This is a genomic window from Micromonospora sp. NPDC053740 (assembly GCF_040677775.1).
GTDB lineage: Bacteria > Actinomycetota > Actinomycetes > Mycobacteriales > Micromonosporaceae > Micromonospora > Micromonospora alfalfae.
On the sequence record NZ_JBFASO010000003.1, the window covers coordinates 788,703 to 802,337 of the forward strand.

Here is a 13,635-nt window from a genome sequence, read left to right on the forward strand (position 1 = left end):
CCTGCTGCGAAGTGTGGCCGGCACCCGGTGCCGGGGGGAAAGCCGACGCACACGGTACCCGCACCGCGGCCTACCGTGCCCGCCGCCGACGCCTCGGATCGCCCAGCGCGACAGTTCCGGGGCGTTCCTGGGCGGTTATTCCGGGACGACCATGAAGTCGGTCACGAACGACGTGATCCGTCCGTCGGCGGTACGGCCGATCCAGGTGCCGTAGCAGCCGTCGCCCCAACCGGTGGTCACGGTGACGACGTTGGCGCCGCTGGCCTCGTCCAAGACAGCGGTGATCAGCCCCGGGACCGGGGACGAGGGCAGCTCGTCGGGGATGAAGACCTCCTCGACCCGGTCGTAGTCCCAGCCTTCCAGGACACTGAGCGCTGTCGGGTCGGCGAGGGTGCCGGTGCCAGCGTCCACCCCGTACCCGAAGTAGTCGTCCGCACCGAGCGTGGCGACGTCCTGGTCGCCCGCGACCGCCGGTTCCCAGCTAATGGTCGGCTCGTCGGAGACGACCAGCTGAAACGCGGCCACCCGCCGGTCCACCTCGGCGTTCTCCCGGAGCACCACTGCCACCCAGGCGCGGGCGGCGTACCGGCCCGGCGGGACCGTGACAGTGAACGGCTCGCCCTCCGGGCAGACCAGCGGGTCACACCCGACCACCTGGCCGGTGGGCAGCACGACGTCGCCCGCCGGGTGAACCTCGATCAGGTACCCGCCGTGCTGGTCGGTGTAGCGGGCGCCGGGCGTCAGTAACCGGTCCAGATCAGGGGTGTACGGCATGGGGGCTCCTCCGGTCGCCAGCGGCCGGCGGAGCGTACCCGGCGAGGCGGACACCGCCGCCGCTGCCGTACGGTCAGGCGCTCTTGCGGGGTGCTGTCTTGCGCGCGGCGGTCTTCTTCGCCGGCTCCGCCTTCTTCGCGGGGGTCTTCTTGGCGGCGGTCTTCTTCGCCGGCTCGGCCGCCTTCTTCTCGGCGGTCTTCTTCGCCGCTGTCTTCTTCGCGGGCGCCTTGGCCGCCTTCTTCTCGGCTGCCTTCTGCGCGGACCGCGCCGACGAGATGGGCGTCGGCTCGCCGCCGCCACCACCGCGGGCGGGCTGCTCGCCGCGAGCCGCCTTGGCGCGTTCCACCGAGGCCTTCAACGCGGCCATCAGGTCCACCGCCGCGGCCGGGGCCTCCTCGACCTCCTCCGGCTGGACGACCTCCCGACCCTCCACCTTGGCGTCGATGACCTCCTGCAACGCGGCCCGGTAGTCGTCGGTGAAGACGTCCGGCTCGAACTCGCCGGTCATCGAGTCGATCAGTGAGCTGGCCATGGCAAGCTCCGGCGGGCGCACCTTGAGGTCCTCGTCGAGGAAACCGAAGTCCGGGGTACGGATCTCGTCCGGCCAGAGCATTGTGTTGAGCAGCAGCACACCCTCGCGGACCCGCAGCGTGGCCAGCTGCTCCCGCTGGCGCAGCGCCACCTTGACGATGGCCACCCGCTCCGAGTCGGTCAGCGCGTCGCGCAGCAGCACGTACGGCTTGGTCGCCGCGCCCTCCGGCTCAAGGAAGTACGCCTTGTTGTAGAGGATCGGGTCCACCTGTTCGGCTGGCACGAACTCCAGCACGTCGATGGCACGGGAACTGGTCAGCGGCAGGTCGGCGAAGTCCTCGTCGGTGAGGATCACCATTTCGCCGCCGCCGATGTCGTAGCCCTTGGCGATGTCGTCGTAGGTGACCTCTTCGCCGCAGACCGAGCAGGTGCGCTTGTAGCGGATCCGGCCGCCGTCCTCGCGATGCACCTGGTGGAACCGAATGTCCTTCTCCTCGGTCGCGGAGTAGAGCTTCACCCCGATCGAGACGAGCCCGAACGACACGGCTCCCTTCCAGATGGCACGCATCCTGCGCTCCCTTCCCCGGTATCGACCATGCTCGCATCCGAAAGAACCGGACGCGAGGTGTTCGGGCTGCTACTACAGTCGGGTCGTGCCCGGCGCGCCGCTCAAGCCGATGCTCGCGATGACCGGGCCGCTCCCGGCGGGTGACGGCTGGGCGTACGAGTTCAAGTGGGACGGCGTCCGCGCCCTGGCCGACATCTCAGGTGGCGGTCAGCACCTTTATGCCCGTTCCGGCGTGGAGATCACCGCCGCGTACCCGGAGTTGGCCACCCTGCCCGAGCAGGTCGACGACGCGCTGCTCGACGGTGAGGTGGTGCTGCTCGGCCAGGGCGGGCAACCGTCGTTCACAGCGCTGGCCGAGCGGATGCACGTCCGGGACCGGGCCAAGGCCGCCCGGCTGGCAGCTGTCATGCCGGTGACGTACATGATCTTCGACCTGCTCCGGCTGAACGGCGACGACCTGACCGGCTGGCCGTACGAGCGCCGCCGGGAGGCGCTGGACGCGCTCGCGCTCGGTGGCCTCCGGTGGGCGGTGCCGCCGATGTTCGCCGACGGGCCGGCCACCTACGAGGCGGCCGGTGAGCACGGCCTGGAGGGGGTGATGGCCAAGCGGGTCGGGGCCGTCTACCGCCCGGGGGTGCGCTCGCCGGACTGGGTGAAGGTCAAGCTGGAGGTGACCGGCGACTTCGTCATCGGCGGTTGGCGACCGGGCGCGCGCCGGATCGGCGGGCTGCTGGTCGGGGTGCCCGGCCCGGACGGCCGACTGATCTACCGGGGTCGGGTCGGCGGCGGGATCGGCGCGGCCATCGAGCGGCAGCTCCTCGCCGAGCTGGAGCCGCTGCGCTCCGGCGTGTCACCGTTCGCGCCGGGGATGCCACGCGAGGATGCGCGGGGCGCCATCTGGGTAACACCCCAGGTGGTGGTGGAGGTGAAGTACGGCCAGCGCACCCCCGACGGCCGGCTGCGCTTCCCCCGGGTGCTGCGGTTGCGCCCGGACAAGCCTCCGGAGGAGGTCGACGATGCCGGCTGAGCGGCTACGGGTGGACGTCGAAGGTCGCGCGCTGGAGTTGTCCAACCTGGACAAGGTGCTCTACCCGGCGGCCGGGTTCACCAAGGGTGAGGTGATCGACTACTACACCCGGATCTCCCCGGTGCTGCTGCCGCACCTGCGGGACCGACCGGTCACCCGGATCCGCTTCCCGAACGGGGTGGACGACAAGTCGTTCTTCGAGAAGAACACGCCGGCCGCGACCCCGGACTGGGTGCGGGTGGAAAACCTGCCGGCACCCGGGTCGACGAAGGGCCGGGAGACAATCGACTACGTGGTCGCCGACGACCTGCCCACCCTGGTCTGGCTGGCCAACCTGGCGGCGTTGGAGCTGCACACACCGCAGTGGAAGGTGGGCGAACACCCGGACATGATGGTCGTCGACCTGGACCCGGGCCCGCCGGCCGGGCTCGCCGAGTGTTGCCCGGTGGCGGTCCTGATGCGCGACCGCCTCGCCGACGACGGCATCGAGTCGTACCCGAAGACGTCCGGCAAGAAGGGCATGCAGCTCTGCTGCCCGATCGCCGGCACCCAGTCGTCCGACGTCGTCTCCGACTACGCCCGGCGGATCGCCCAGGAGTTGGAGAAGGCCCACCCGAAGCTGATCGTGTCGAAGATGGCGAAGAACCTCCGACCGGGCAAGGTCTTCATCGACTGGAGCCAGAACAACGCGGCGAAGACCACAGTGGCGCCGTACTCGCTGCGGGCCCAGTCGGTGCCGTCGGTGTCGACGCCACTGACCTGGGACGAGGTCGAGGCCGGCGCGCGCGGCCGGAAGCCGGCCGTCCGCCAGTTCACCGCCGCCGAGGTCCTGACCCGGGTCGAGGAGTACGACGACCTGCTCGGCCCGCTGCTCGACGGCGGCCCGGAACTGCCCTCGGCCTGACAACCTTCGGTGACCCCGCGGCGTGTAAGGCGCGTGACCGACCAACAGAAACCATTGTCCGCGGCGGACCGGTCCTACGTCGCGTTCGTCGAGGTGGCGTGGCAGCGACATATCCGGCTGGCCATGCTGCTCAGCGGCGACCGGTGGCGGGCCGAGGAACTGCTCCAGGACAGCCTGGTCAAGGTCTACGAGCGGTGGCGGCGGCTGTCCCGGCTCGGTGACCCGCACGCCTACCTGCGCCGGGCCCTGGTCAACAACCACACGTCGGCGTGGCGGCGGCGTCGCCGGGAGAGCCTCTTCGCGGACGTCCCCGACCGGGCCGCCGCGGCCGACGGCGTCGGCCCGGACGCCGTCGTGCTGCGCCGGGCGCTGATGTCACTGCCGGCCAAACAGCGAGCGGTGGTGGTGCTCCGCCACTACGAGGACCTGAGCGAGCGCGAGGTCGCCCAGGTGCTGGGTTGCTCGCTCGGCACCGTCAAGAGCCAGAACGCCCGCGCACTGGGCAAACTGCGCCACCTCCTTGAGGAATCCTTCGACTCGGTAAGCAGGTGATAGTCATGAACAACATCGATGACCGTCTCGCCCATCGGCTGCACGACATCGTCGACGGTGAGACGGACTCCGTACCCCCGGTGGGTGCGCTGATCGAGCGCGGCCGACGGGCCCGGCGGCGCCGGACCACCGCGCTCGTCGGTAGCACGTGCGCGCTGCTGGCGCTGGGCGTCGGCACCGCGCTGACCGTCCCGACGAACTCCCCGGCGGGCCGCTCCGACGTCACCACCCAGGCCGCGCCGCCGGAGCCGGCCTCGCCGGCGATGCGGCTGGTCTCGGCCGCCGCCGCCAGCGAGAACATCAGCTACCGGATGCGGCTGACCAACTCGGGCCGGGACGGGCTGACCTACGAGGGCGCGTTCGACCCGAAAACCGCTACCGGCTACGTCCGCGCGCCGCAGGACGACTCGGTCATGACCGAACTGCTGATCAACGGCACCAGGTACCAGGGCGGCGAACGCCCGCTGGGCCCGCTGCCGGCTGACAAGGGCCCGGGCGAGGCGTACGGCCGGTACGGGCAGTACCCGGGCACGTACGACCGGCTCTCCCTGCACGGCGACGGGAACGACGTGCTGGGTTCCGCCGAGCCCGACCCGGCTGCCCTGTTCGCGGCGTTGAAGCGGCAGAACGCGACAGTCACCGAGAATCCGGACGGCTCGCTGCACTTCAGCTATGCCGAGAGCGGCAGGGACGGGTCGAGCAACACGACCGGTGACGTCACGCTGGACCGCGACGGTCGGATCGCGACTGTGGCGCTCACCTTCACCTGGCAGTCGACGGCGAAGGGCCGTCTCGACACGGGGACGTCCAACTCGACCCTCGAACTGTTCGACTACGGCACCGCAGTGACTGTCGAACGCCCGACCGACGTCGTGATGGTCAAGGAGTAGGAACCGCGCGGCCCGGCGTCCACGCCTGTGGACGCCGGGCCTTGCCGGCTGCCGGATCAGCGGCGGCCGAAAACCTTGCGGCTGTCGCCGAGACGCAGCAGCACCGTCTTACCGGTGGTGGCCAACGGGATCAGCTCGCGGCGACGGGAACAGTCGGCGAGGCACGGCGCAGCCGCCACCAGGCGCCGCCGATCAGGGCGACAGTGACGACGGTGACCGCGACGTCGCCGGCCAGGGCCGCGGCCGGGCTCGCCGGGGAGTATGGCGGCACCAGGTACGCGAACGCGGCGGCCATGACCAGGCCCGCGGTGCCGGCAACAAGCACGTGCCGCTGCCCCCAGCCGTTCTGGGACGACCAGTACACGACAAGCCCTCCGGCGACGACGGAGAGCGAAAGCGCGATGATCATCCCCGGCCAGCCGGGCGTCAGGTCGGAGCCGAGGCGGACGAGGATGACGGGCAGACCGACCCAGAGTGGGTGCGGTGCCCGACGGGCCCGGCGCGGGCGAGGGTGACGCCAGCGGGGCAGCACTGCGACAGCGACCAGGGCGAGAACCACCACGGCGGCGAAGGCCAGTTGGAGCGGGCTGGCCAGGAAGCCCTTCCGGCCGCTGCTGTCGGAGAAGATCAACAGGCTGCCGAGCAGGTAGAGCACGCCCACCACGGCGAGACCGGGCCAGCCCAGCCAGGGCCGTAGCCGCCGCTCCGGCCCGAGGAACGACTCGATGAGCACTATCGGCGCGCAGATCGTCAGCACGATGTGGTTGCCCACGTAGTCGAACGCCTGCCGGAGGCTGAAGTCGAGCCCCGGCACCAGCGTCGCCTCGGCGGCGGCCCAGGTGTCGGCGTACTGGGTGTCGTCGAGGAAGTCGCTGTTGAACAACGACTGGTCGACCAGCCCGGCCTGGAGCACGCCGAACGCGGCGGCGAGCAGCACTATCGTCGGCCAACCCGCGCCGAGGCGTCGGGCGGTCTCCCGGATCAGGAGCGCCGCGCCGCCGTACATCGGGCCCAGGAAGATCAGCACCGGGAGGAAGTCGTCGATGGCGAAGCCACCCCACGAGCACTCGGCCGCCCAGGGCGCGAGCAGCAGCAACGCGATCACCGGCAGGAGCCGCCGGCGCAACGGCAGGCGGCCAGCGTCGGCGGGATGGTCGGCAGCGGGATGGTCGGCGGTGACGGGGTCGGGTCCGGTCGGCATCGGCGCTCCTCGGCGGCGTCTCGGGGATCGTTCCCCGCACACTGCGCGAGCCACCCGGTCACCCGATACGGCCATCGGCCGACGACCGGTGCGACCAAAGTCGTTGAGTACTGTGATGCCGACGTCGACCCGGGGAGCGTGGAGATGCAGCCAACCGTCACGGCCAACCTGGCGGCCCGGCCCGTCGAGGCCGAGCGTCCGCTGCTCAGCTACCGCGACGAGGCGACCGGCGAGCGCGTCGACCTGACGGCACAGCAGGTCGGCCAGTGGGCGGCCCGCAGCGCGAGCCTGCTGCGGGACGGCTGCCGGCTCGGCCCCGGCAGCCGCGTAGCGGTCCTGCTGCCGCCGCACTGGCGTACCGCCGCTGTGTTGTTGGGCGCCTGGGCCTCGGGCCTGGCGGTGTCGTTCCGACCGCGCGCCACGGCGGGCCTGGCGGTGCTCGAACCGGGCGGCGACCGGCCGTTCGACGCGGTCTTCGTGACGCCGGAGCGGCAGGACGACTGGCTGGAGGACGTGCCGGACGCGCCGCACCGCTATCTCGTCGGCACCGGGCCGGGGCGGCTGGACGACGTGCCGTTGGGCTGGTTGGACTGGTCCGCCGAGGTGCTCCGGCACGGCGACGGCACGCCCGACCACACTGCCATCCACCCGTCGGACCCGGCCACCGCTGACGGCACCACCTACGGTCAGTGGGGCGCGCTCGCCCAGGAGTTCGCCACGATGCTGGACCTGCGCGCCGGCGACCGCCTACTGGTTGACGCCGCCGAGACCGAGCAGCCGCTGAAGTGGTTGCTCGCGCCACTCTCGGCCGGTGCGTCAGTGGTGATCAGCGCCAACCTCGACCCGGCGCGGCGGGACGCGGTAGTCGTCGCCGAACAGGTGACCCGCGTCCTCTGAACCCCGCCGGAGCGGCCCAAACAGCGCTGGCCGATCCGGTTCCGTTACATCGCCATCTGCCCTGCTCAGAGGGTCTTTTGTCGATGCCGTCGGCGTGTTCTCATACCCGAACAGCGACGTCATCGACACCGCACCGTCTCCCTCATCGAAAGGTGCACCGATGCGCAGAAGACCGACCTTCCGACTGGCGGTCCTCACCGCCACCGCCGCGACGATCCTGGCGTCCGGCGGTGCCTCCGGGGCGCTCGCCACGGCCGCGCCAGCGACCGCCTCCCCGTCCGTCACCGCGTGTGACCCGGGCACCGACGCGCACAGCGCGGCCCGGGTGGCCGAGGGCGCCGCCGCCCAGGAGCCGGCGCTGTACGCCACGAACGAAGCCAAGGCGTACGGCGTGATCAAAGACGCGCCGCGGCTGCCGAACGGCAGCGTCACGGTGCCGACGGTCTTCCACATGATCTCCGACCATCCGCTCACAGCAGCCGAGACGACCAGGTGGAACACCCTGATCGCCGCGCAGATGGCGGTGCTCAACGACTCGTTCGCGGGCCGTACGGCCGGAGACGCCTCGAACACGCCGTTCCGGTTCTCGCTCGTCGACACGACGTGGACGGTGAACAGCGCCTGGTACACGGTAGTGCCGGGCAAGAGCGAGCGGGACATGAAGAAGGCGCTGTACACCGGCGACTCGGAAACCCTCAACGTGTACGCGGCCAACATCGGCGACGGGCTGCTCGGCTGGGCGTACTTCCCGAAGGGTTACAACAACGGGCGCGACTACATCGACGGCGTGGTGATGCTCGACGAGTCGATGCCTGGTGGTACGGCCGGCAAGTACGCCCTGGGCGACACGCTGACGCACGAGGTCGGGCACTGGCTGATGCTGGAGCACACCTTCGCGCACGGCTGCTCCGCTTCCGGCGACTTCGTGGCGGACACCCCGCGTGAGGCGGCGCCGCAGTTCGACTGCCCGGTGGGCGCGGACTCCTGCGCTGCGCCCGGGCTCGACCCGATCCACAACTTCATGGACTACACGGAGGACTCCTGCATGAACATGTTCACGGCCGGGCAGGCCGACCGGATGAGCGACGCCTGGATGGCGTTCCGGGCCGGCGGCGCCGGATAGCCCACTGGCGGTCGGGGTCGGCGGTTCGCTCTGCGGCGAACCGCCGACCCCTCTCGCTTCACCCTTCCGGTGGAGCCCGCTCGTTCCTTCGATCCTCACGTTTCGCCTGCTCCTACGCTTCGCCGAAGGTATCTGGCACGTTCATCGGCAGGGCGGGGGACACATGGCGTCGGGGCGTACACGTCGGACACTGGTGTCGGTGGTGGCCGGTGGACTGTTCGCTCTCGGCGTGGTCGCGCCCGGCCCAGCGGCGGCACCGCTGCCCCGGGCGGCCCAGGCCGACGGCCCTACCGTTCCCGAACCACGCGAGCCGCGCCCACCGCTGCTCCCCGCGGACTTTCAGGGCACCGGCCGGTACATCGTGCGGGACCTCGGCATCGACGTGCCGTTCTCCTGGCAGGGCCGCGACGGCAACAGCCAGATGACCGCCGGTGGCCCGGACCACCCGATCTGGTTCACGAACCTGATCTTCGAGAACACGCTCTACACACTCACCTACAGGTGGCCGAACATTCCGCTGTTCCCGCCCCGCGCGTGCAGCAAGGTGCCGGGGTTCTTCAACCGGCAGATCTTCAACGACAAGCTGAAGACCGCCCGCTACGTGGGGCCGGAGGTCCTGCAGGGTGAGAAGGACCGGCACGTGGACCACTGGCGGGTCGGGGTGGTCGGCGGCTCCACAGTGCCCGGGGAGTTCTTCCGGTTCCCGCTCGCGCTCGGCGACATCTACGTCGACCAGCACGACCCGAGTCGGTGGCGGCAGGTGTTGCAGTTCGGCCTGCAGAACCTCTTCGACCCGGAGCTGGACGAATGGTTCACCATGGACACCTTCGAGCACCGCCCCGGCGAGGTCACCCTCCCCGACCGCTGCCCACCCCCCACGTCCTGACCCATCCACTGCGTTGATCAAGAGGTTTGCGTCATCGATCGGCCCGATGATGACGCAAACCTCTTGATCAACAAGGGCAGGGGCCAGAGTGGGGTTGGGTCTGGTTACAGGGCGAACAGCAGGGCGGCGTTCAGGAGTACGACCATGGCGGTGGCGAAGTGGATGCCGAAGGCGACGGCCTTCGTGCCGCCGTTGCGCAGCACGATGAGGGTGTCGCCCAGCGGAACGAGCGCGACGACCAGCATGTACCACGCCACCGCCTCGGCAGTGGTGAAGGCGATCAGGGCGAGCCCGAGCAGCCCGAACGTGAGGTCCTTCAGTCCTTTGACGGTCAGGTAGGCGGGGTCGCCGTCCGGCTTGGCCGGTACGCCGTACCCGGCGGCTGCGGCCTGCGGCACCAGCAGGAACCGCGCACCGATGAAGGCGACGAAGAGGCTGAGTACGACGGCGAGCCCGTAGGCGAGGGGTGCCAGCATGGGTCTACTCCAATTCCTAGCGCTGCTAGATATGAGAGCGACGCTAGCAGAGCATCGACAGCTTCGCTAGCGGTGCTAGGGTTGCTCTCATGTCGACTCAGGCACGCCGCGAGCGCGAGCGGGCGGAACGGGAACGCGCCATCATCGCCGCTGCCCGCGACCTCGCCCTCGCGGAAGGCTGGGACGCGGTGACCACCCGGCGGCTCGCCGCCGAGATCGAATACAGCCAGCCCGTCCTCTACAGCCACTTCAAGGGCAAGGACGCCATCATGGCGGCGGTCGCCGTCGAGGGCTTCGCCGAACTGGCAACCGCGCTGGTGTCCGCCCGCGCCTCCGCGGCAGACCCACGACAGGCGGTCGCCGACGTCGCGGCGGCGTACGTCACGTTCGCCGAGCAGCGCCCAGCGCTCTATGACGCGATGTTCACCCTCGCCGTGGACTTGCCGTTCGCCAGCCAGACTGTCCCGACCGACCTGGCCCGGGGCTTCGCCGAGCTGGCCGAGACGGTGCGCCCGTTCGCCGGTGGCGGCGACCTGGAGACGCTCACCGAGACGTTCTGGAGCGGCCTGCACGGACTGGTCACGCTGATGCGCAGCGGCCGACTCCGCCGCCCCGGCCACGACCGCCGGCTGACGGTGCTGGTGGACCGCTTCTCCCGGTGAGCGCGCTCGCCGTCAGGGCCCAGGCGCACCCTGGGCCTACCGACGATTGGGCCGCAGCGGGTGCCGGGCGCAGGGCGCGAGGTGGTCGACCGGCAGGGGGCACCGCGCGCCGCCGGGCAGTGGTCGATCACAGAAGACCCAGTGTCGTACGCCCTGCTGGTCCTCCGCCGAGACGGTGACCCCGCCCGGCTCGACCAGCGCACTGAGTCGCACCAACACCCGAGCGGCGGTACGCGCGAAGATCCGGGCGCGCAGCAAATCCGGCGCGCTGATCGGCAGGTGGATCACCCAACGCCCGCTCATCGGTGGTGGCACCGTTCGAGAAGCTGACGGGGCTGCGGCAGATCGTCCCGCCTTCTCGTCGCACGTGGCTCCTCGCGCCGCCTCGGCAGCCGACGGAACAGGTTGCGCACGGTGACCGCCCTTCGTCGGATGCATCGGCGTGCAGGGGCGGCCTCCGCCGGTTGCGGTCGACGGAGACCGCCCCGCCCTGCGGCCGTCCGGGGGATACGGCGGCAGACCGCGCCGGGGGAGCGCGGCGGGTGAGGTCTCGGCGGCGATGCGAGACCAGTACGAGAGGCGCCAACCGACCGCAGCAGCACCGCATCACCGAGAGCGACGCTACCGATACTGAGTCACCTATGTCAAGGACGTCTCCGAGTCATCTACCCACCTATGTCACTCGCGCTACATACGTTGCCTGCGTCGAAGCGGCTGATCAATACTGGGCGAGCCAACCGACTGCAAGGGGCTCCACGTGCCTATCCCGCCCACTATGGACGAACTGCTCGACGACCTCCTGAAGAAGATCAAGAGCGGGGCCTATTCGCCTGGGTCCCAGCTCCCGTCCGGGCGCGTATTGGCAGACGAGTACGACGTCTCACAGTCCACGATCAGTCGGGCGGTGGCGAAGCTGCGGAAGCAGGGCGTGCTCGTTGGCCGTCCGGGGCGCGGAGTCTTCGTCGCGGAGTCCGCCAAGCGCTGACGCTCGTTGGCCGCCGGGTCGTGCTCTACGAGGCCGCCGACCCGGAGTCGCCCACGGCCCACCGCGCACTCGGACGGCCGATCCGTCCAGGACAGTCGACGCCGCCCTCGCCGACCGGGATCATCACGAGCAGCGTTCTTCGGGACGGCCGATTCGTCGACGACGCTGGACGGCCGATTCGTCCAGGACAGTCGACGGCCGATTCGTCTACGACATCAGGTCCATAGCGAGCGCAAGAGACGCGGCGTCCCCGCTCGGCGGTGCCCCGCTCGCCCCTGCTCGCCCCGCGCCCCGTGCTCGCCCGCGCCTGCGACGCGCTGATCGACTCGGTCTTCAGGAAATCGGGGCATTGAGCTGCCCCGGACACCGCGACTTCCTGAAAACCGAGTCGATCAAGGCCATGCGTGCGTCAGTCGACAGTGGGCAGCTTCGGGCCGAGGACGTCGTCGGCGTCGACGATCGTGTACGCGTACCCCTGCTCGGCGAGGAAGCGCTGCCGGTGCGCTGCGTACTCCGTGTCGATCGTGTCCCGGGACACCACCGTGTAGAAGTGCGCCTGCCGGCCGTCGGCCTTCGGCCGGAGCACACGACCCAGCCGCTGCGCCTCCTCCTGGCGTGACCCGAACGTCCCGGACACCTGGATCGCCACCGCCGCCTCGGGCAGGTCGATGGAGAAGTTGCCGACCTTCGAGATGACCAAGGTCCGCAGTGAGCCGGACCGGAACGCGTCGAACAGCCGCTCCCGCTCCTTGTTCGTGGTCGAACCCTGGATGATCGGCGCGTCCAGGTATTCCCCGAGCTGGTGCAACTGGTCGATGTACGCGCCGATCACCAGCACCTGGTCGTCCGGGTGCCGCTCGACGAGCGCCTTGACCACCGGCAGCTTGGTGCGGGCGGTCGCCGCCATCCGGTAGCGCTCCTCCGCCTCCGCCGTCGCGTACGACATCCGCTCCGCGTCGGTGAGGGTGACCCGGACCTCGGTGCACTCGGCCGGGGCGATCCAGCCCTGCGACTCGATGTCCTTCCACGGCGCGTCGTACCGCTTCGGCCCGATCAGGCTGAACACGTCACCCTCGCGGCCGTCCTCGCGTACCAGGGTCGCCGTGAGGCCCAGCCGGCGGCGGGCCTGGAGGTCCGCGGTGAACCGGAAGATCGGCGCGGGCAGCAGGTGCACCTCGTCGTAGACGACCAGGCCCCAGTCGCGGGCCCCGAAGAGGTCCAGGTGGGTGAACGCGCCGCCGCGCCGCGCGGTGAGCACCTGGTACGTGGCGATGGTGACCGGGCGAATCTCCTTGCGCTCGCCGGAGTACTCGCCGATCTCCTCCTCGGTCAGGGAGGTACGGGCGATCAGCTCCCGCTTCCACTGCCGGCCGGCGACAGTGTTGGTGACCAGGATCAGGGTGGTCGCCTTCGCCTCGGCCATCGCCGCCGCGCCGACCAGGGTCTTGCCGGCGCCGCAGGGCAGCACCACCACCCCCGACCCGCCGGCCCAGAACGCCTCCACGGCCTCCCGCTGGTACGAGCGCAGCGTCCACGGCTTGCGCCCGTCCTTGCCGGCCTCGGCCAGCTCGATCGGGTGCGCCTCACCGTCGACGTAACCGGCCAGGTCCTCCGCCGGCCAGCCCAGCTTGAGCAGCGCCTGCTTGAGCCGGCCACGCTCGGACGGGTGCACCCGGATGGTGTCGTCGTCGATCTTGTCGCCGAGCATTCCGGCGAGCTTCTTGCTCTTCGCCACCTCGATCAGCACCAGCCGGTCCAGTGCGCGCAGCACCAGCCCGTACGCCGGGTCGTTGGCGAGCTGAAGCCGGCCGTACCGGTCCATCGTCTCGGCCACGTCCACCAGCAGGGCGTGCGGCACCGGGTAGCGGGAGTACTTGAGCAGCGAATCCACGACGCCCTCGGCGTCGTGCCCCGCCGCGCGGGCGTTCCACAGACCCAGCGGGGTCAGCCGGTAGGTGTGCACGTGCTCCGGCGAGCGTTCCAGCTCCGCGAACGGCGCGATCGCCATCCGGCAGGCCTGCGCGTCGGGGTGGTCGATCTCCAGCAGCAGGGTCTTGTCCGACTGCACGATCAGTGGTCCACCGCTCACGCCAGCGTCCTCTCCTCGGTTGGCCGACCGGCCGGAACGGGTCGCATACCCGCTGCTGGCCGACCATCCA

Annotated in this window: 15 protein-coding genes; 9 read left to right on the forward strand and 6 right to left on the reverse strand. The window is 70.5% G+C overall.

Annotation, left to right across the window (positions count from 1 at the left end):
• Nucleotides 1-135 precede the first annotated feature (135 nt).
• Both AB0K35_RS12505 and AB0K35_RS12510 read right to left on the reverse strand, forming a co-directional pair.
• Nucleotides 136-774, reverse strand: coding sequence for a DUF4241 domain-containing protein (locus AB0K35_RS12505; RefSeq protein WP_363885211.1), 639 nt, complete (start codon nt 772-774; stop codon nt 136-138).
• Nucleotides 775-847: 73 nt separating this feature from the next.
• A complete protein-coding gene (locus tag AB0K35_RS12510; protein ID WP_363885213.1) occupies nt 848-1,873 on the reverse strand; it encodes a Ku protein in 1,026 nt (341 codons plus the stop codon).
• An 85-nt stretch (nt 1,874-1,958) separates the two neighbouring features.
• On the opposite strand from AB0K35_RS12510, the gene ligD (AB0K35_RS12515) reads away from it, so the two are divergent.
• The 4 genes from ligD (AB0K35_RS12515) to AB0K35_RS12530 are packed head-to-tail and all read left to right on the forward strand — an operon-like array spanning nt 1,959 to nt 5,246.
• The gene (gene ligD, locus AB0K35_RS12515; protein ID WP_238668857.1) at nt 1,959-2,900 is read left to right on the forward strand and encodes a non-homologous end-joining DNA ligase; all 942 of its coding nucleotides are present in this window, start codon (nt 1,959-1,961) and stop codon (nt 2,898-2,900) included.
• Complete coding sequence (ligD, locus tag AB0K35_RS12520) at nt 2,890-3,804, forward strand: non-homologous end-joining DNA ligase (protein WP_238668858.1); 915 nt, start codon at nt 2,890-2,892, stop codon at nt 3,802-3,804. The genes ligD (AB0K35_RS12515) and ligD (AB0K35_RS12520) overlap by 11 nt, the downstream gene beginning before the upstream one ends.
• Before the next feature lie 33 nt (nt 3,805-3,837).
• A complete protein-coding gene (locus tag AB0K35_RS12525; RefSeq protein WP_238668860.1) occupies nt 3,838-4,356 on the forward strand; it encodes a SigE family RNA polymerase sigma factor in 519 nt (172 codons plus the stop codon).
• A 5-nt stretch (nt 4,357-4,361) separates the two neighbouring features.
• Entirely contained in the window at nt 4,362-5,246 is an 885-nt protein-coding gene (locus tag AB0K35_RS12530; protein WP_238668861.1) for a hypothetical protein, read from the forward strand.
• A gap of 130 nt (nt 5,247-5,376) precedes the next feature.
• Here the strand turns inward: AB0K35_RS12530 and AB0K35_RS12535 are convergent, their stop codons facing one another.
• Nucleotides 5,377-6,447: a hypothetical protein gene (locus tag AB0K35_RS12535; protein ID WP_363885216.1), complete on the reverse strand. Its 1,071-nt coding sequence runs from the start codon at nt 6,445-6,447 to the stop codon at nt 5,377-5,379.
• A gap of 144 nt (nt 6,448-6,591) precedes the next feature.
• Here AB0K35_RS12535 and AB0K35_RS12540 point away from each other — a divergent pair, with 144 nt between their 5' ends.
• The 3 genes from AB0K35_RS12540 to AB0K35_RS12550 all read left to right on the forward strand — a co-directional run bounded on the left by AB0K35_RS12540 (nt 6,592) and on the right by AB0K35_RS12550 (nt 9,353).
• Nucleotides 6,592-7,344 (forward strand): TIGR03089 family protein, encoded by a 753-nt coding sequence (locus tag AB0K35_RS12540; RefSeq protein WP_357267216.1) that lies wholly within the window; start codon nt 6,592-6,594, stop codon nt 7,342-7,344.
• 160 nt (nt 7,345-7,504) lie between these two features.
• The gene (locus AB0K35_RS12545) at nt 7,505-8,467 is read left to right on the forward strand and encodes a zinc metalloprotease (protein ID WP_363885218.1); all 963 of its coding nucleotides are present in this window, start codon (nt 7,505-7,507) and stop codon (nt 8,465-8,467) included.
• A gap of 199 nt (nt 8,468-8,666) precedes the next feature.
• Entirely contained in the window at nt 8,667-9,353 is a 687-nt protein-coding gene (locus AB0K35_RS12550) for a hypothetical protein (protein WP_238668867.1), read from the forward strand.
• A gap of 104 nt (nt 9,354-9,457) precedes the next feature.
• On the opposite strand, the gene AB0K35_RS12555 is transcribed toward AB0K35_RS12550, so the two are convergent.
• On the reverse strand, nt 9,458-9,829 hold the full coding sequence (locus tag AB0K35_RS12555; protein WP_363885220.1) for a DUF4267 domain-containing protein: 372 nt from the start codon (nt 9,827-9,829) through the stop codon (nt 9,458-9,460).
• Between the two features lie 89 nt (nt 9,830-9,918).
• Between AB0K35_RS12555 and AB0K35_RS12560 the strand changes: the two genes are divergently transcribed.
• Nucleotides 9,919-10,491 carry a TetR/AcrR family transcriptional regulator gene (locus tag AB0K35_RS12560; RefSeq protein ID WP_238668870.1) on the forward strand — a complete coding sequence of 191 codons (573 nt, stop codon included), beginning with the start codon at nt 9,919-9,921 and terminating at the stop codon, nt 10,489-10,491.
• Nucleotides 10,492-10,527: 36 nt separating this feature from the next.
• Here the strand turns inward: AB0K35_RS12560 and AB0K35_RS12565 are convergent, their stop codons facing one another.
• The gene (locus tag AB0K35_RS12565) at nt 10,528-10,794 is read right to left on the reverse strand and encodes a hypothetical protein (protein ID WP_238668872.1); all 267 of its coding nucleotides are present in this window, start codon (nt 10,792-10,794) and stop codon (nt 10,528-10,530) included.
• A gap of 472 nt (nt 10,795-11,266) precedes the next feature.
• Between AB0K35_RS12565 and AB0K35_RS12570 the strand changes: the two genes are divergently transcribed.
• Nucleotides 11,267-11,476, forward strand: coding sequence for a winged helix-turn-helix domain-containing protein (locus AB0K35_RS12570; RefSeq protein WP_238668873.1), 210 nt, complete (start codon nt 11,267-11,269; stop codon nt 11,474-11,476).
• Nucleotides 11,477-11,885: 409 nt separating this feature from the next.
• On the opposite strand, the gene AB0K35_RS12575 is transcribed toward AB0K35_RS12570, so the two are convergent.
• Nucleotides 11,886-13,565, reverse strand: coding sequence for a DNA repair helicase XPB (locus tag AB0K35_RS12575; protein ID WP_363885223.1), 1,680 nt, complete (start codon nt 13,563-13,565; stop codon nt 11,886-11,888).
• Nucleotides 13,566-13,635 lie beyond the last annotated feature (70 nt).